The organism is Pseudomonas sp. Sample_14, from assembly GCF_004307515.1.
Taxonomy (GTDB): Bacteria; Pseudomonadota; Gammaproteobacteria; order Pseudomonadales; family Pseudomonadaceae; genus Aquipseudomonas; species Aquipseudomonas atacamensis.
Genome location: NZ_RCOC01000103.1, coordinates 36,572 through 53,894 on the forward strand (window position 1 = coordinate 36,572; position 17,323 = coordinate 53,894).

Sequence of the window (17,323 nt, forward strand, 5' to 3'; positions counted from 1 at the left end):
TTTTTTTGTGCCTCTTTTTCATTCAGAAATCAGCGGCAAATCGATGCGGAATGTGGTTCCCGCGTCGACCACGCTGCGACACTCGATTGTGCCGCCATGATGATCAATCACGGCTTTGACCATCGACAGACCCAGGCCTACGCCGTCGATGCCCTGGGCGGAGGAGAAACGCCGATACTGGCTGAACAGGTCAGGCAATTCATCGGCGGCAATGCCCTTGCCCTGATCGGACAATTCGCAGCGTAGCCACTGCCCATCACAGCTGACGGTCAGTTGCACCGTGCTGTCTGCCGGGCTGTACTTGATCGCGTTTTCCAACAGGTTGAACAGGGCGCGCGTCAGTAATCCCTGATCGGCCAGAATCAGCCGCTCCTGACATTCCTCGTCAACTTCGTTGAGAAGCTCGATGCGTTTCTGCTGAGCGATAGGCAGGGCCTGATCGATGACGTCCAATACCAGCATCGCAAACAATGTCGGGCGGAACTGGTAGGTCTCGGACTCAGCCCGCGCCAACAAGACGAAACCATCGGTCAGATCCAGTGCACGGCGCACCTGACGCTCAATCTGCTCGAACAACGGCGCATCAGCGCCCGCCTGATGACGATGCACATCCAGCAGGGCGAGGATCGCCGAATGGGGGGCGCGCAGGTCGTGGGAAAGAAAACGCAGCAGGACGCCGCGCTGCTCCTCGGCCGCACGCTCGGCACTCAAATCCGTCAGGCTGAGCAGCCAACCGATCGGCGTATCGCCGTCGACCGGCAGCAGCGCCGCTCTTTCCAGGCGCAGGCTGCGCTCCTTGTGATCGCGAAATTCCAGCAGCGGCAGGGTGGCCAGCGGCGGTCGCGGCGCTGTGGATAATTCCGGATAGCCGAGCCGCGCCAGTTGCTCGAGTACATCATCGCCCACCAGCGAATCTTCGAACAGTTCGCGCGCCTTGCGATTGCCCAGCAGAATCTTGCCCTGCGGATCACTGATCAGCGTCGCCACCGGCAGGTATTCCAGGCCATCGGCAATGAACCGCCGGGTGTCGCGGGTGCGGCTCATGGCTTGTTCGAGCGCCATGATCTGGCCCTGCAAACGGTCGGCACCGGTGAAGCGGGTCCGGCGTCGCTCCGGAAAAACTTTCGGCTCGTTGTCCAGACGCGCCAGCTCCCAGCCGAAATAGGTCAGCACCACGCTCAGGCGTCGCCAGTTCCAGATCAGGTAACCGAACAACATCCCCAGGGCTGCTGGCGTTGGCGACCACCAGTAGCGGACTTCGGCCAGCAGGGCGCTGGCGATCAGCGCACAGGCCATACCGACCAAGGTTACCCACAGCGCCCAACGCGGCCGCCACAGCAACAATCCCAGCACACCGGCGACCATCGCCACGGACAACAGCGCGCCGGGCGCTGGCGACGGATTGTGCAGATTGATCTGGGCGCGATAAGACAACAAGGCAGTCAGCGGCAACAGCACTAGACTTATCCACAACCACTCGCGCACCAGCCGGCGGAACAGACGCTGGACCTGGCTCGGCTCACGACTTTCACGTCGGCGTTGAGTGTTATGCATGAGGCACAGGGCAGGGCAGTGGGAATGGTTTCATAGGTCTCAGGTCTGAGGCGTAGACCCGAAGAATCATAGCGGACGTCGACCAACGACGGGCTGCTTCTTTCATCGCGGCCGGGGAGTCGCTATTGTCGACATCCCAGCCCCAGCGATAAGGAACACCGCCGATGCGCGTTGCCATTCTGGACGACGAACCCGCCGAACTGCGCCGGGTCGAGCAAACCCTGGAGCAAATGGCCGAAGCTGGCGAACAGCCGTGGTCACTGCACAGCTTCGAGCGCGGCGAAGACTTGTTGCGCCAGTTGCGCCGGGAAACCTTCGACCTGTTGATTCTCGATTGGCAACTTCCTGATCTCACGGGCTTGGCACTGCTGCGCTGGACCCGCGAACACATGGACGCGCCACCCGCTGCAATCATGCTCACCAGCCGCGATGGCGAGAGCGATATCGTTCAAGCCTTGAATGCCGGGGCCGACGATTATGTCAGCAAGCCGTTTCGCCCGAATGAGTTGAAGGCGAGGGTGGCAGCGGTCTTGCGTCGGCATAGCCAACCGCGCAGCGCGGCGGGCGAAGTACAGACGTTCCACGATCTGACATTCGACGACGCCGAACTGACCGTCACCCGTGAAGGCAAACCGATCCTCATGACTGAACGCGAATACCGCCTGGCGCGCTGCCTGTTCAGCAACCTGGGGCGGCCATTGTCGCGGGATTATCTGTACGAGCGCTTCTGGCCGAACGAAGAGACAACTTCCTCGCGGCCGCTGGATACGCATATATACCGATTGCGCAACAAGCTCGGGCTGACAGCGGATCGGGGTTGGCAGTTGCTGACAATTTATGGGTATGGGTATCGGTTGGAAAGTGTCGGCACTGGGAATGAGTGAGGCAAAAAAAACCCCGGCATTGGCCGGGGTTTTTCATGAGCGGGTAGCAATCAGGATCAGAAATCCAGGTTGGAAACCGCCAGTGCGTTGCTCTCGATGAAGTCTCGGCGAGGTTCGACCGCATCACCCATCAGGGTGTTGAAGATCTGGTCTGCACCGATGGCGTCTTCGATGGTGACTTTCAGCATGCGTCGCACGCTTGGGTCCATGGTGGTTTCCCACAGCTGATCAGGGTTCATTTCACCCAGACCTTTGTAGCGCTGGATGGTGTGGCGCTTGGTGCTTTCGGCCATCAGCCAGTCGAGGGCTTCCTTGAACTCGGTAACGGCTTTCTTGCGCTCGCCACGCTGGATGTACGCGCCTTCGTCGAGCAGGGTGCTCAGTTGCGCGCCCAGGGTGACCACGGTTTTGTAGTCGTTGCTGCCGAAGAAGTCGCGGTTGAAGGTGACATAGTTCGACAGGCCGTGGGAGATCAGTTCGACCTCTGGCAGCCAGACGCCACGTTCACGGTCTTCGCGCAGACTGGCCTTGTAGACCAGGCCCGACTTCTCGTTGGTACGCAGACGGACTTCGTACTGCACCAGCCACTCTTGCATCGCCGCGTGGTCGCCCAAGGTTTCAAGGCTGACGGCCGGCAGATAGATGAAGTGCTCGGTCAGCTCCTGTGGGTACAGGCGCGACAGACGCTTGAGTGTCTTCATGACCATGCGGAAGTCATTGACCAGACGTTCCAGCGCTTCACCGGAAATGCCCGGGGCTTCTTCGTTCAGGTGCAGGCTTGCATCTTCAAGCGCCGACTGCGTCATGTACTCTTCCATGGCGTCGTCGTCTTTGATGTATTGCTCTTGCTTGCCTTTCTTGACCTTGTACAGCGGTGGCTGGGCGATGTAGATGTAGCCACGCTCGATCAGCTCCGGCAGCTGACGGAAGAAGAAGGTCAGCAGCAGGGTGCGGATGTGCGAACCGTCGACGTCAGCATCGGTCATGATGATGATGTTGTGATAGCGCAGCTTGTCGATGTTGTACTCTTCGCGACCGATGCCGCAGCCCAGCGCGGTGATCAGCGTGCCCACTTCCTGGGACGAGATCATCTTGTCGAAACGGGCTTTCTCGACGTTGAGGATCTTGCCCTTCAACGGGAGGATCGCCTGGGTCTTGCGGTTACGTCCCTGCTTGGCAGAACCGCCCGCGGAGTCACCCTCCACCAGGTACAGTTCGGACAGCGCCGGGTCTTTCTCCTGGCAGTCAGCGAGTTTGCCCGGCAGGCCGGCGATGTCCAGCGCGCCTTTGCGGCGGGTCATCTCACGGGCCTTGCGCGCGGCTTCACGGGCACGGGCGGCGTCGATCATCTTGCCGACTACCAGCTTGGCTTCGTTCGGATTTTCCAAGAGGAAGTCGGAGAAGTATTTGCCCATCTCCTGCTCGACCGCAGTCTTCACTTCGGAAGACACCAGCTTGTCTTTGGTCTGCGAGCTGAACTTCGGATCCGGCACCTTCACCGAAATGATCGCGGTGAGGCCTTCACGGGCATCGTCACCGGTGGTGGCGACTTTGTGCTTCTTCGCCAGACCTTCCTGCTCGATGTAGTTGTTCAGGTTACGCGTCAGTGCCGAACGGAAGCCCACCAGGTGGGTGCCGCCGTCGCGCTGCGGAATGTTGTTGGTGAAGCACAACAGGTTCTCGTTGAAGCTGTCGTTCCACTGCAAGGCGATTTCCACGCCGATGCCGTCTTCACGCTGAATGTTGAAGTGGAACACCTGATTGACCGCAGTCTTGTTGGTGTTCAGGTATTCAACGAACGCACGCAGGCCGCCTTCGTACTTGAACAGCTCTTCCTTGCCGCTGCGCTCGTCCTTGAGGACGATGCCGACACCGGAGTTGAGGAAGGACAGTTCACGAATGCGCTTGGCGAGGATGTCCCAGCTGAAGTAAATGTTCTTGAAGGTTTCGCTGGAAGCCTTGAAGTGAATCTGGGTACCGGTGGTTTCGCTGTCGCCAACGATGGCCATCGGTGCCTGAGGCACACCGTGGACGTAGGTCTGTTCCCAGATCTTGCCACTGCGGCGAACGGTCAGGACCAGCTCTTCGGACAGTGCGTTCACTACCGAAACACCTACACCGTGCAGACCGCCGGAAACCTTGTAGGAGTTGTCATCGAACTTACCGCCAGCGTGGAGGACGGTCATGATGACCTCAGCGGCAGAAACGCCTTCCTCTTTATGCACGTCTACCGGGATGCCACGACCGTTGTCTTTAACGGTGATGGATTCGTCCGGGTGGATGATGATGCTGATGTCGTCGCAATGGCCGGCGAGGGCTTCGTCGATCGAATTGTCGACCACCTCGAACACCATGTGGTGCAGACCGCTGCCATCGTCGGTGTCACCAATGTACATACCGGGACGTTTGCGTACGGCATCCAGGCCTTTCAGCACTTTAATGCTCGTTGAGTCGTACGTATTTTCTTCGCTCAATGCCTTCACTCCCGATGGTCGTGGGTCTGGGTGATACGGCCCTGTTCCACGTGGAACAAAGCGACTGGCGTTTCCGTCTGCCAGCCTTCCCTCAGTAATTCGTGATCTACACAGGTGATGAACACCTGGCAGCGTAAGTCTTCCAGCAAGCGGCACAGCGCGCGACGGTGGCTCTCGTCCAGCTCGGACGGCAAGTCATCCACCAGATAAATACACTGTCCGCGGCGGGCCTGGCTGACCAGGTGCCCTTGGGCAATCCGTAGTGCACAGACCACAAGCTTCTGCTGACCCCGGGACAGGATGTCCGCGGCATTGTGTGCGCCCAATCTGAGACGCAAATCAGCTCGTTGCGGTCCGGCCTGGGTGTGCCCCATCTGCTGGTCCCGCTGCACGGAACCGGCAAGCACGGCGCTCAATTCGCGGTCCTTGTCCCAGCCTCGGTAATAGCTGAGCGTCAAACCCTCGAGCTCAACCAGTTCGCTCAAGGTCTGTTCGAAGACCGGTTTCAAGGCTGTGATGTAAGCGCGGCGGTATTCATCGATTTCAGCGCTGGCCTGGCACAGTTCCCTGTCCCAAACCGCTTGCGAAACGGCGTCAAGTGTACCATGCCGCAGCCAGGAGTTTCTCTGGCGCAGCGCCTTCTGCAAACGCTGCCAAGTGGCCATGAAACGCGGCTCGACGTGGAACACACCCCAGTCGAGAAACTGCCGGCGAATCTTCGGCGCGCCTTCCAGCAGACGAAAGCTGTCCGGGTTGATCAACTGCAACGGCAGGATCTCCGCCAGCTGCGCAGCGCTACGGGCGTTCTGGCCATCGATGCGAATCTGGAACTCGCCCTGACGGTCGCGAGAAATCCCCAGCGCACTGTGTCCGCCTTCAGCCAGCTCAACCTGACCAAATACAGTACAGGCGAGCTGTTCGTACTGAATGACCGGCAACAGCCGCGTGCTGCGAAACGAACGGGCAAGCCCCAGCAGATGAATGGCTTCCAGAACACTGGTTTTGCCGCTGCCGTTGGCGCCGTAAAGAATATTGATGCGGGGGGAGGGGGAGAAGGTCACCGGGTGTAGATTACGCACCGCGGTGACCGAAACACGACTTAACGACATTCAGGATCAGCTGATTACAGACGCATCGGCATGACAACGTAAGCCGAGTCGTCATTGTCGGACTCTTGCACCAGCGCACTGCTGTTGGAGTCGGACAGGATCAGGCGAACCTGCTCAGTGGTCATCACGCCCAGCACGTCGAGCAGGTAGCTGACGTTGAAGCCGATCTCCAGCGAGCCGCCGTTGTATTCAACACCCACTTCCTCTTCCGCTTCTTCCTGCTCCGGGTTGTTGGCCTGGATCTTCAACTGACCGCTGGCCAGCTGAAGACGGATACCGCGGTACTTCTCGTTGGACAGAATCGCCGTACGGCTGAACGCTTCACGCAATGCCTGACGATCGCCGAGTACCAGTTTGTCGCCACCTTTCGGCAGGACGCGCTCGTAATCCGGGAATTTACCGTCGACCAGTTTCGAGGTGAAAGTGAACTCGCCCGTGGTGGCGCGGATGTGATGCTGACCAAGGACGATGCTGACATTGCCGTCCGGCTCGGTGAGCAGACGCGCCAGTTCGAGGATACCTTTGCGCGGTACGATCACCTGATGACGATCCGGCTGACCGATATCGGCCTGCATCGAGCACATCGCCAAACGGTGACCGTCGGTGGCCACGGCGCGGATCACACCAGCGGAAACTTCCAGCAACATGCCGTTGAGGTAATAACGCACGTCCTGCTGGGCCATGGCGAAGCTGGTGCGTTCGATCAAGCGACGCAGTTTGCTCTGCTCCAGGCTGCACGTCAGCGAGCCCGGGCCTTCTTCAACAGTCGGGAAGTCGTTGGCCGGCAGGGTCGACAGGGTGAAGCGGCTACGGCCGGCCTTCACCACCAGCTTCTGCTCGTCGACCTTGATGTCGATGAGCGCGTCGTTGGGCAGGCTCTTGCAGATGTCCATCAGTTTGCGCGCCGGCACGGTGATCGAGCCCGTTTCGGCCGGCTCTTCGAGTTGCACACGACCGACCAGCTCGACTTCCAGGTCGGTACCGGTCAGCGACAGTTGCTGGCCTTCGACGACCAACAGCACGTTGGACAGTACCGGCAAGGTCTGTCGGCGCTCGACGACGCCTGCGACCAGTTGCAGGGGTTTCAACAGGGCTTCGCGTTGAATGGTGAAATGCATGGTCTAGTCCCTTGCCTTAATAAGCTGCGCTGGTGTTCATCAAGTGGTCAGTGTACGCAGCAGGTTCTTGTAGTCCTCGCGGATGTCCGCGTCGGATTCCTTAAGTTCGTTGATCTTGCGGCAGGCGTGCAACACGGTGGTGTGGTCGCGGCCGCCAAACACATCGCCGATTTCCGGCAGGCTGTGGTTGGTCAGTTCCTTGGACAATGCCATGGCGACCTGACGCGGACGAGCCACCGAGCGCGAACGCCGCTTGGACAGCAGGTCGGAAATCTTGATCTTGTAATACTCGGCGACGGTGCGCTGAATGTTATCCACAGAGACCAGTTTGTCCTGCAACGCCAGCAAGTCTTTCAGGGATTCGCGGATCAGCTCGATGGTGATGTCGCGGCCCATGAAGTGCGAGTGGGCGATTACGCGTTTCAGCGCACCTTCCAGCTCACGGACGTTGGAGCGAATGCGCTGGGCAATGAAGAACGCGGCATCGTGAGGCAACTCGACTTTGGCCTGATCGGCCTTCTTCATCAGGATCGCCACGCGGGTTTCCAGTTCCGGCGGCTCGACAGCAACCGTCAGGCCCCAACCGAAGCGGGATTTGAGGCGTTCTTCAAGGCCTTCGATTTCTTTCGGGTAGCGGTCACTGGTGAGAATGACCTGCTGACCACCTTCAAGCAACGCGTTGAAGGTGTGGAAAAACTCTTCCTGGGAACGCTCCTTGCGAGCGAAGAACTGAATATCGTCGATCAGCAAGGCGTCCACCGACCGGTAGAAACGCTTGAATTCGTTGATGGCGTTCAGTTGCAACGCCTTGACCATGTCGGCCACAAAGCGCTCGGAATGCAGGTACACGACCTTGGCATTCGGATTCTTCTTTAATAGATGGTTGCCCACCGCGTGCATCAAGTGGGTTTTACCCAAGCCGACGCCACCATAAAGGAAGAGCGGGTTGTAACCGTGCTTGGGATTGTCCGCCACTTGCCAAGCCGCCGCACGGGCGAGCTGGTTGGATTTACCTTCAACGAAGTTTTCGAAGGTGAACGTGCGATTCAGGTAACTGGTGTGCTTGAGCGCACCTTCTACCTGCACGGTGCGCTGCTCCGCGCGAACAGGGGCCTGCTGCGAAGCGGCGCCGGCCATCGGGTCGAAGCTGTCGCGGGAAGGTTCTTCGCTGACTTCAGCGGCCTTCTGTGTGGAACGTTTGGCCGGAGCAGGGGCTGGCGTCGGTGCCGGATTGCTCGCTGGCACATTATTGGCCTGCGCCTGAGCAACCTGCGCGGCCGCCAGTGGCGCATTGGGTGCGGCACGAGGTGCCGAGCTGCGTTTGCTGCCTATTAACAAGGACAGCGCCGGCGTCGAGCCATTGCCGTGCTCATCCAGCAGTTCAAGGACGCGGCCCAGGTACTTTTCGTTGACCCAGTCCAACACGAAACGATTCGGTGCGTAAACGCGCAACTCGTCGCCTTCGGCTTCGACCTGTAGTGGACGGATCCAGGTGTTGAATTGTTGGGCAGGCAGCTCTTCGCGCAAAAGCTCCACGCACTGCTGCCAAAGTTCCACTGACACGGATATCCCCTAAGTTGAAAGCCGGTGAGGCAAAAACAAGCGGCCATTGTAGCGGCGAGCGATTCACTTATCCACATGCAGGTAGGTTCGTCACCATCATTTATCAACGCGTTAACGCATTAAAAGGCGACCAACGGCATGTGAATAAGCCCTGTGGATAAATGCCTCTGAGGGCACTGGACAACTGGGGGCTAAACCCGGTGGATAACCAGCCTGTGGATAACAGGCCATTCCACACACAGCTTATCCGATAGCGCAGCACAGGCTGAACACGGTTTTCCACTGTAGTTGTCATTCTCTGTACATCCCGTGGAATAAGGCTTCATGGCAGTTATCCACAGAAGATGGCGTGCCTAGCTTTTACAAGCTTTACAGAAAAGCTTTAAATAATTCCCTTCTTTATTTCTATATCTGGCTGACAGGCGTTCAAGCTAAAAACCTGCCCGGATCTATTTATAAGGAAACGCTGGTTGGAAATTGACCTGAAGGCTTGCTTTCTCTAGAATCCCCGGTCTCTTAAAACGGGGGCCATTCCGGCCCGTTGTGGACGAACCAGGTAACACGACATGAAACGTACTTTCCAACCAAGCACTATCAAACGCGCTCGTACCCACGGTTTCCGTGCTCGCATGGCTACCAAGAACGGCCGCGCAGTCCTGTCGCGTCGTCGCGCCAAAGGTCGTGCGCGTCTGGCAGTTTGATAATCCGGTACTGGAGGTGAGTCAGGACTTCAGTCGGGAAAAGCGTCTGCTTACCCCCCGGCATTTCAAGGCAGTCTTTGACTCCCCTACCGGCAAGGTTCCGGGGAAAAATCTCCTGCTCCTTGCACGCAACAACGATCTTGATCACCCCCGTCTCGGGCTGGTTATCGGGAAAAAGAGCGTAAAGCTCTCCGTTGAGCGCAATCGCCTCAAACGTCTGATGCGCGAATCGTTCCGTCTGCACCAGGATTCACTGGTCGGCTGGGACATCGTTATCGTCGCGCGCAAAGGTTTGGGTGATGTAGAAAACCCCGAATTGATTCAGCATTTCGGCAAACTCTGGAAGCGTCTGGCACGCAACAAGCCCGTTCCGGCAGTCAAAACCGAAACTGTAGGGGTAGACAGTACCGATGCGTAAACTGGCCCTCGTTCCGATCCAGTTTTATCGCTATGCCATTAGTCCTTTAATGGCCAGCCACTGTCGCTTCTACCCCAGTTGTTCCTGCTACGCGTATGAAGCCATTGAAAATCATGGCCTTCTGCGCGGTGGCTGGCTGACCTTTCGTCGTTTAGGTCGCTGTCATCCGTGGAATCCCGGTGGTTATGACCCGGTTCCACCTGTCCCTACCTCCCGTTCTTCTTCGATGGCCGAGTAATCATGGATATCAAACGCACGATCCTGATCGTCGCCCTGGCAATCGTGTCCTACGTCATGGTTCTTAAATGGAACCAGGATTATGGCCAGGCTGCCCTGCCGACTCAGAATGTTGCTTCCAGTACGACTACATCCGGTTTGCCGGACACCGCCACTGGCACAAATGCCGCCAGTGACGATATTCCGCGCGCCGCCAGCGATACCAGCGCACCTGCCGAAACGCCGGTCGCCGCCAGCAAGGATCTGATTCAGGTCAAGACCGATGTGCTCGATCTGGCGATCGATCCGCAGGGTGGCGACGTTGCGCAACTGACTCTGCCTTTGTATCCACGTCGTCAGGATCGTCCTGACGTTCCGTTCCAGCTGTTCGATAACGGCGGCGAACGTGTATATCTGGCGCAAAGCGGTCTGATCGGTACCAACGGCCCGGATGCAAACCCGGCCGGTCGTCCGGTTTATTCCTCGGAGAAGAAGGTTTACCAACTGGCTGACGGTCAGGATCAACTCGTCGTTGACCTGAAATTCAGCAAGGACGGCGTCAACTACATCAAGCGTTTCACCCTGAAACGTGGCCTGTACGACGTTGCTGTCTCCTACATTGTGGATAACCAGAGCGCTCAGCCCTGGAACGGCGCAATGTTTGCCCAGTTGAAGCGCGATGCCAGCGCTGATCCTTCGTCGACCACTGCTACTGGCACCGCGACTTACCTGGGCGCTGCCCTGTGGACAAGTTCCGAGCCGTACAAGAAAGTGTCGATGAAGGACATGGACAAGGCGCAGCTCAAGGAAACCGTCACCGGTGGTTGGGTAGCCTGGCTGCAGCACTACTTCGTGACTGCGTGGATTCCGGCCAAGGGCGAAAACAACATCGTCCAGACCCGTAAAGACAGCAAAGGCAACTACATCATCGGTTACACCGGTCCTACTCTGACCGCTGCTCCAGGTGCAAAAGTTGAAACCAGCGCTGTGCTGTACGCCGGTCCGAAAAGTCAGGCTGTACTGAAAGAGTTGTCCCCAGGTCTGGAACTGACCGTCGACTACGGCATTCTGTGGTTCATTGCCCAGCCGATCTTCTGGCTGCTGCAACATATCCACGCCATTGTCGGTAACTGGGGCTGGTCGATCATCTTCCTGACCATGCTGATCAAAGGGATTTTCTTCCCGCTGTCGGCTGCCAGCTACAAATCGATGGCGCGCATGCGTGCCGTGGCTCCGAAACTGGCTGCGCTGAAAGAGCAACATGGCGATGACCGGCAGAAAATGTCGCAGGCCATGATGGAGCTGTACAAGAAAGAGAAGATCAATCCACTGGGTGGCTGCTTGCCGATCCTCGTACAGATGCCGGTCTTCCTGTCGCTGTACTGGGTTCTGCTGGAAAGCGTGGAAATGCGTCAGGCGCCGTTCATGCTGTGGATCACTGACCTGTCGATCAAGGATCCGTTCTTCATTCTGCCGATCATCATGGGCGCAACCATGTTCATCCAGCAGCAGTTGAACCCGACGCCTCCGGATCCGATGCAGGCGAAGGTCATGAAAATGATGCCAATCATCTTCACCTTCTTCTTCCTGTGGTTCCCTGCTGGTCTGGTGCTGTACTGGGTTGTGAACAACTGCCTGTCGATTGCACAACAGTGGTACATCACGCGTAAGATCGAAGCGGCGACGAAAAAAGCCGAGGCGTAACTTGCACTGTGGATAAAACCACTCAAAACGCCCCCTAGTGGGGCGTTTTGCTATCTGCCACTTTTGTCTGGATGCCGCTTTATGAGCACACCCCGTGAAACCATCGCTGCTGTCGCCACTGCTCAAGGGCGCGGCGGTGTGGGCATCGTCCGTATTTCCGGGCCGTTGGCCAGCATGGCGGCAAAAGCCATCAGCGGCCGAGAACTGAAACCGCGTTACGCCCATTACGGGCCGTTTTTCAGTGACGACCGGCAAGTGCTGGATGAAGGTCTGGCTTTGTATTTCCCGGGGCCGAACTCGTTCACCGGCGAAGACGTGCTGGAACTCCAAGGTCACGGCGGCCCGATCGTGCTGGACATGTTGCTCAAGCGCTGCCTGGAACTGGGTTGTCGTCTGGCCCGTCCTGGGGAATTCAGCGAGCGCGCCTTCCTCAATGACAAACTCGATCTGGCCCAGGCCGAGGCAATCGCCGATTTGATCGAAGCCAGTTCTGCCCAGGCTGCGCGCAATGCGCTGCGTTCATTGCAGGGTGCGTTTTCCCAGCGTGTGCATAACCTGACCGAGCAACTGATCGGCTTGCGTATCTACGTCGAAGCCGCCATCGACTTCCCGGAAGAGGAAATCGACTTTCTCGCCGACGGCCATGTGCTGAGCATGCTCGACAAAGTACGCGATGAGTTATCCACAGTATTGCGCGAAGCGGGGCAGGGCGCGTTATTGCGTGATGGCATGACCGTCGTCATCGCAGGCCGGCCGAATGCCGGTAAATCCAGCCTGTTGAATGCCTTGGCCGGTCGCGAGGCTGCCATCGTTACCGAGATTGCCGGCACCACGCGGGATATCCTGCGCGAACATATCCACATCGACGGTATGCCGTTGCACGTTGTCGATACCGCAGGCCTGCGTGACACCGATGATCGTGTGGAAAAAATCGGTGTTGAACGGGCCTTGAAAGCCATTGGTGAAGCGGATCGGGTTTTACTGGTGGTCGATGCGACCGCACCAGAGGCACTGGATCCTTTTGCCTTATGGCCAGAATTTCTCGAGTCTCGACCGGACCCGGCGAAGGTCACCCTTATCCGCAACAAAGCCGATCTGACCGGTGATGCGGTTTCTCTGGAGACCAGTGACGACGGCCACGTGACCATCAGTCTCAGCGCCAAGTCCGCCGAAGGCCTCGATCTGCTGCGGGACCACCTCAAGGCGTGCATGGGTTACGAGCAGACTTCGGAAAGCAGCTTCAGCGCACGTCGCCGGCATCTGGAAGCACTGCGTCACGCCAGCGCGGCACTGGAACATGGCCGCGCGCAACTGACCCTGGCCGGGGCAGGCGAATTGCTCGCCGAAGATCTGCGCCAGGCTCAGCATTCCCTGGGTGAGATTACCGGGGCGTTCAGCTCTGATGATTTGCTCGGAAGGATTTTCTCCAGCTTCTGCATCGGCAAATAAAAGAAGGGGCTGTGGATAATTCATCCGCAGCCCCTTTTTGGTCACCAGTTATAGGACACCGTACCGAGCAAAGTACGATCCTCGCCCCAGTAACAGCGGCCGGCGTCGTTGCATCCCGACACATATTCCTTGTCGAACAGGTTCTTCGCATTCAAATCGACACTCCAGTGTGTATCGATCTGGTAACCAACTGCCGCGTCGACCAATGTAACGTCACCGGCATCTAGCTTTCCGTATAGAGACGGCGAAGTGTAAGCAAACGCACTGTCGAAGTAGCGCACGCCACCGGCCACATACAAGCCTTTCAGATCACTGTCGAGGAAGCGATATTTCGCCCAGACCGAGGCCTGATTACGCGGCACGCCGGTCATTTGATGTCCTTTAACCAGCGATGTTGCTGCATCCTTGGTGATCTTCGCGTCGGTGTAGGTATAGGCCGCCGTGACATTGAGGTTCTGCGTCAGGTTGCTGTTTAGTTCCAGCTCGACGCCCTTGGCGCGGCTTTCGCCCACCTGGCGATAGGTCGAAGTCGTTGCGTCGAAATAGGTGTCGTCCTCCTTGCGCAGGTCATACACCGAAGCGGTGAACGCGGTGTCCCAGCCGATCGGTTCGTACTTCAAGCCCACTTCGTACTGGCTGCTGGTGATCGGATCAAGCGGCGCACCGACGTTGGAAATCTGCTGCACCGGCACGAACGCCGTGGAATAGCTGACATACGGCGTCATGCCGTTGTCGAACTGATACATCACGCCGCCCTGATAGGTGAACTTCTTGTCCTCGGAGCTGATGTTGCTGCCTCGGGCCACCTTGTCGCGGAAGTCACTGTCGACCCAGTCCTGGCGCCCGCCGAGCAGGAACAGCCAGTTGTCGTACTTGCTCTGAATCTGTGCATAAACACCCTTCATCTGCTGCTCGAGCAATGTGTTTTGTACGGCAATCGGCGTGGTCGGATCACGCAGGTAAACCGGGTTGTAGATGTCGATCGGCCCGACAATGCCGGCATTCCAGTCCTGGTTGAACGAGGTGCGATCGTAGCTGGCGCCAAACAGCACGGTATTTTCCAGATCCCCCGCCTGGAACTTGCCTTCGAGCTGGTTATCCAGCGAATACACCATGGATTTGTTGAAGCGATCGTAGGCGGTCACGTTCAACCGCGTGCCGAAACCGGCGTTGTTCAGATTGCCCGGCCAGGTTTCGTGGCGAGTGATGCGCGACTGCATGTAGCGCGAGTTCTGGCGGAACTGCCAGTCATCGTTGAACGAGTGGCTGAACTCGTAACCGGTGCTCCAGGTTTCCCGTTCGAAGGTATTCCAGTCCGGGTCACCGAGCATGGTGTCTTTGGATAGCTGGCCGTTGGGATTGCTCAGCAACGTGCCGGCGGCGGGCAGGCCAAGCTCCATGTTGGTGTGGTCTTTTTGGTAGTTGGCCAGCAGCGTCAGCGTATTGAAATCGTCGAAATTCAGGGTCAGCGAAGGGGCGATATAAATACGGTCGTCAGGCACGTGATCGGTCTGGGTATCGGATTTGCGTCCCAGCATCACCACGCGTCCGAGAACGTTGCCGCTGTCATTGAGCTGGCCGGAGACATCTACGCCGATTTGCCGGCGATTGTTCGAGCCATAGCCCAGTTGCACTTCGCCCTGAGGCGCGGCGGTCGGGCGTTTGCTGACCAGATTGACCAGACCGCCTGGCGCATTTTCGCCATACAGCAGCGAAGACGGGCCACGGAACACCTCGACCCGCTCAAGTCCGTACGGCTCGGTGCTGGTGTCATAGCGATTGCCCTGCACGCGCAGTCCATCGCGCAGCAAACCGTAGCCGTAATCGGTGGCGTTGAAACCACGGATATAGAACAGGTCGCCAGCCAAGCTGTCGCCGGCGGCAAAAGGTGGGGCGAAGATCCCCGGCACGTAGCCGAGTACGTCGGTGAGTGTCTGGGATTTCTGATCTCTGATCCGCTGCCCGGTCACCACTGACACCGAACGCGGTGTTTCCGACAGCGGCGTACTGGTTTTCGTACCGATCCGGCTGTTTTGCGCCTTGTAGCCGACGTCGGCGGCGTAATCGAGATTCATTGGATTGCCCAACTGCGCATTGATGTTGGTCGGCGCCAGTTCCAGGGAGTCACCGTTGGGCACGTTCTGCAGAATGAAACTGCCGGGTGCTTGTGGCACTGCCTGTAAACCCGAGCCTTGCAGCAATTGAGCGAAACCTTGTTCGACGCTGAAGTCGCCGTTCAGCCCGGCACTGCGCAAGCGGCTGGTCTGCTGCGGCGAGAACGACAGAATCACATTGGCGGTAGCGGCGAACTGGCTCAAGGCACTATCCAGCGGGCCGGCGGCAATGGCGAAGCGCTGGGATGTCGACGCCGCGAAGGCGCTGTTGCTGATCACCAGACAGGACGCAGTGCTGGCCATCAATAAGGTGTATGCAATGCAGTGTGGAGAAAAGCGCTGACGGAACGTGGGAAGACGCATGTGTGGATTAGCCCTGAAGGTGGCGAAGAGCCGCGTTGATCGCGATTACCTGTAGGGCCGGCTCAGGACGCAAAAAGATAACCCTGTTTGCGATTATTTTTCCCAGGCGTTTTTTTGATCAAACGTTGTGGCTGATCGAGACCCAGTAACGACTGAAATAGCGGACGTTGATCGGCAACGAAGCCTTGAGATTGGCCAGCACTGCGTCGGTCGAATCGAGCCGGAAGGTCCCGGAGACCCGCAGATCCCGAGCGCGGCGATCACAGTGCAATACACCGCTGCGATAGCGCCCCAACTCTGTGATGACATCGCCCAGGCGCGCATCGAGAACGATCAACTGGCCGCTGATCCAGGCCACTTCTGATGACTGGAAGGGATGCCTGAGGCCGATGTGCCGACTGTCGAAATCCGCGCCTTCGCCTGCGTTCAGGATGAGCGCAGCACTGGATGACTGCGCAGGTTGAACGCTGACTCGATCCTGCAGTACGCCGACCCGGGTTGAGTTCCGCATCTGATGCACCGAGAACCGGGTGCCTAATGCATGGATCCGCCCGTCACGGGTTTGCACATAGAACGGCCGCTGATCGCCAAGCTTGCCGGTTTGGACGAGGATTTCACCGGCACGCAGTTGGATCAGGCGTTGTGCTGCATCGAAAGAGACATCAATGGCCGAGTCGGTGTTGAGCTGGACCTGGCTGCCATCGGCCAGGCTGATGGTGCGACGCTGACCTACACCGGTTTTATAGTCGGCCCAGACGTTGCCGAGAGATGTGTGTCGTTGAACGTTCCAGCCAACGAAACCTGTTCCCGCTGCGAGCAACAGCAGTTTGAGTACCTGGCGTCTTCGTTGGCCGCTATTGAGCGCACGTCGTTTCAGATCCTGCGGCAGCGTACCGAGGTGGCGCTGCAATTGTTCCATCTGGTTCCACGCCGCCAGATGCGCTGGATCGCTGTCTATCCACATCTGCCAGGCCTTTTGTTCGGCAAGGCTCGGTGGCTGGGATTGAAACTGGACATACCAGCTGGCGGCAGTTTCGAATACCTGACGATCTGCAGCGGCGGCCATCATGGTTGCGCCATGATCAGGGCGCATTCAGTCAGGGCGCGAACCATGTGTTTTTTCACTGTGGTCAGCGAAACCTCCAATTGCACAGCGATCTGTTGATAAGTCAGTCCGTCGACTTGCGAAAGCATGAAGATCTGCCGTGTGCGCGTGCCCAATCCGGTCAATGCTTTATCCACAGCAACCAGGGTTTCAATGATCAGCGCTCTGTCTTCTTCGCTGACGGTCGTCGCTTCCGGCCGAGCTGCGAGGGCCTGCAGATAAGCGCTTTCAATGGCCCTGCGTCTATAACGATCAATGACCAGCCCGCGTGCAATGGTCGTCAGGTAATCCCTCGGCTCACGAATATAAGCTGCATTGCGCGCGGCCAGAACTCGCAAAAACGTGTCATGCGCCACATCGGCTGCATCGCAGCCGTTGTGCAGTCTGCCCTTGAGCCAACCATATAGCCACGAATGATGTTGCTCGTATATTCGCTCGATCGCAGCGGTGTGGGCGGGTAGGGACATGGGAAAACTGACGAGTTAATGATAATGGCTATTATTAGCCTCTGTTACGTCCTCTCACAATAGCCTTTTTATTTTCCTGCCCTT

The 17,323-nt window shown here is 58.0% G+C and carries 14 protein-coding genes; 6 read left to right on the forward strand and 8 right to left on the reverse strand.

Features of this window, described 5'->3' with window-relative positions; all coding sequences use genetic code 11:
* Positions 1-18: 18 nt before the first annotated feature.
* Complete coding sequence (locus D8U61_RS26600; RefSeq protein ID WP_130927987.1) at positions 19-1,554, reverse strand: HAMP domain-containing sensor histidine kinase; 1,536 nt, start codon at positions 1,552-1,554, stop codon at positions 19-21.
* A gap of 164 nt (positions 1,555-1,718) precedes the next feature.
* Between D8U61_RS26600 and D8U61_RS26605 the strand changes: the two genes are divergently transcribed.
* Positions 1,719-2,438 (forward strand): response regulator transcription factor, encoded by a 720-nt coding sequence (locus tag D8U61_RS26605; protein WP_024014949.1) that lies wholly within the window; start codon positions 1,719-1,721, stop codon positions 2,436-2,438.
* Positions 2,439-2,494: 56 nt separating this feature from the next.
* On the opposite strand, the gene gyrB is transcribed toward D8U61_RS26605, so the two are convergent.
* From gyrB to dnaA, 4 genes are read right to left on the reverse strand one after another with little or no spacing between them, the layout of a single operon-like run.
* Positions 2,495-4,912, reverse strand: coding sequence for a DNA topoisomerase (ATP-hydrolyzing) subunit B (gyrB, locus tag D8U61_RS26610; RefSeq protein ID WP_130927988.1), 2,418 nt, complete (start codon positions 4,910-4,912; stop codon positions 2,495-2,497).
* A gap of 5 nt (positions 4,913-4,917) precedes the next feature.
* Positions 4,918-6,021 (reverse strand): DNA replication/repair protein RecF, encoded by a 1,104-nt coding sequence (recF, locus tag D8U61_RS26615; RefSeq protein ID WP_016772389.1) that lies wholly within the window; start codon positions 6,019-6,021, stop codon positions 4,918-4,920.
* Between the two features lie 14 nt (positions 6,022-6,035).
* Positions 6,036-7,139: a DNA polymerase III subunit beta gene (gene dnaN, locus D8U61_RS26620; RefSeq protein WP_016772390.1), complete on the reverse strand. Its 1,104-nt coding sequence runs from the start codon at positions 7,137-7,139 to the stop codon at positions 6,036-6,038.
* Between the two features lie 39 nt (positions 7,140-7,178).
* Complete coding sequence (dnaA, locus tag D8U61_RS26625; RefSeq protein WP_024014947.1) at positions 7,179-8,702, reverse strand: chromosomal replication initiator protein DnaA; 1,524 nt, start codon at positions 8,700-8,702, stop codon at positions 7,179-7,181.
* A 566-nt stretch (positions 8,703-9,268) separates the two neighbouring features.
* On the opposite strand from dnaA, the gene rpmH reads away from it, so the two are divergent.
* From rpmH to mnmE, 5 genes are all read left to right on the forward strand, one after another.
* Complete coding sequence (gene rpmH, locus D8U61_RS26630) at positions 9,269-9,403, forward strand: 50S ribosomal protein L34 (RefSeq protein WP_003213577.1); 135 nt, start codon at positions 9,269-9,271, stop codon at positions 9,401-9,403.
* 16 nt (positions 9,404-9,419) lie between these two features.
* A complete protein-coding gene (rnpA, locus tag D8U61_RS26635) occupies positions 9,420-9,821 on the forward strand; it encodes a ribonuclease P protein component (RefSeq protein ID WP_024014946.1) in 402 nt (133 codons plus the stop codon).
* The gene (gene yidD / locus D8U61_RS26640) at positions 9,814-10,059 is read left to right on the forward strand and encodes a membrane protein insertion efficiency factor YidD (RefSeq protein ID WP_027901580.1); all 246 of its coding nucleotides are present in this window, start codon (positions 9,814-9,816) and stop codon (positions 10,057-10,059) included. Before rnpA ends, yidD begins: the two co-directional genes overlap by 8 nt.
* A 2-nt stretch (positions 10,060-10,061) precedes the next feature.
* Entirely contained in the window at positions 10,062-11,741 is a 1,680-nt protein-coding gene (yidC, locus tag D8U61_RS26645) for a membrane protein insertase YidC (protein ID WP_071173916.1), read from the forward strand.
* A gap of 81 nt (positions 11,742-11,822) precedes the next feature.
* Positions 11,823-13,190, forward strand: a complete 1,368-nt coding sequence (gene mnmE, locus D8U61_RS26650) for a tRNA uridine-5-carboxymethylaminomethyl(34) synthesis GTPase MnmE (protein ID WP_130888860.1) — start codon at positions 11,823-11,825, stop codon at positions 13,188-13,190.
* Between the two features lie 41 nt (positions 13,191-13,231).
* Here the strand turns inward: mnmE and D8U61_RS26655 are convergent, their stop codons facing one another.
* From D8U61_RS26655 to D8U61_RS26665, 3 genes are all read right to left on the reverse strand, one after another.
* The gene (locus D8U61_RS26655; protein ID WP_130927989.1) at positions 13,232-15,667 is read right to left on the reverse strand and encodes a TonB-dependent siderophore receptor; all 2,436 of its coding nucleotides are present in this window, start codon (positions 15,665-15,667) and stop codon (positions 13,232-13,234) included.
* A gap of 118 nt (positions 15,668-15,785) precedes the next feature.
* On the reverse strand, positions 15,786-16,733 hold the full coding sequence (locus D8U61_RS26660) for a FecR domain-containing protein (RefSeq protein WP_130927990.1): 948 nt from the start codon (positions 16,731-16,733) through the stop codon (positions 15,786-15,788).
* Positions 16,733-17,239 (reverse strand): sigma-70 family RNA polymerase sigma factor, encoded by a 507-nt coding sequence (locus D8U61_RS26665; RefSeq protein WP_130927991.1) that lies wholly within the window; start codon positions 17,237-17,239, stop codon positions 16,733-16,735. The genes D8U61_RS26660 and D8U61_RS26665 overlap by 1 nt, the downstream gene beginning before the upstream one ends.
* Positions 17,240-17,323: the final 84 nt, after the last annotated feature.

Coding starts and splice junctions, on each gene's coding strand:
- dnaN (WP_016772390.1), bottom strand. CDS start 7,139: ATGCATTTCACCATTCAACGCGAAGCCCTGTTGAAACCCCTGCAACTG.
- recF (WP_016772389.1), bottom strand. CDS start 6,021: ATGTCGTTAAGTCGTGTTTCGGTCACCGCGGTGCGTAATCTACACCCG.
- yidD (WP_027901580.1), top strand. CDS start 9,814: ATGCGTAAACTGGCCCTCGTTCCGATCCAGTTTTATCGCTATGCCATT.
- D8U61_RS26655 (WP_130927989.1), bottom strand. CDS start 15,667: ATGCGTCTTCCCACGTTCCGTCAGCGCTTTTCTCCACACTGCATTGCA.
- yidC (WP_071173916.1), top strand. CDS start 10,062: ATGGATATCAAACGCACGATCCTGATCGTCGCCCTGGCAATCGTGTCC.
- D8U61_RS26665 (WP_130927991.1), bottom strand. CDS start 17,239: ATGTCCCTACCCGCCCACACCGCTGCGATCGAGCGAATATACGAGCAA.
- D8U61_RS26600 (WP_130927987.1), bottom strand. CDS start 1,554: ATGCATAACACTCAACGCCGACGTGAAAGTCGTGAGCCGAGCCAGGTC.
- rpmH (WP_003213577.1), top strand. CDS start 9,269: ATGAAACGTACTTTCCAACCAAGCACTATCAAACGCGCTCGTACCCAC.
- D8U61_RS26605 (WP_024014949.1), top strand. CDS start 1,719: ATGCGCGTTGCCATTCTGGACGACGAACCCGCCGAACTGCGCCGGGTC.
- mnmE (WP_130888860.1), top strand. CDS start 11,823: ATGAGCACACCCCGTGAAACCATCGCTGCTGTCGCCACTGCTCAAGGG.
- D8U61_RS26660 (WP_130927990.1), bottom strand. CDS start 16,733: ATGGCCGCCGCTGCAGATCGTCAGGTATTCGAAACTGCCGCCAGCTGG.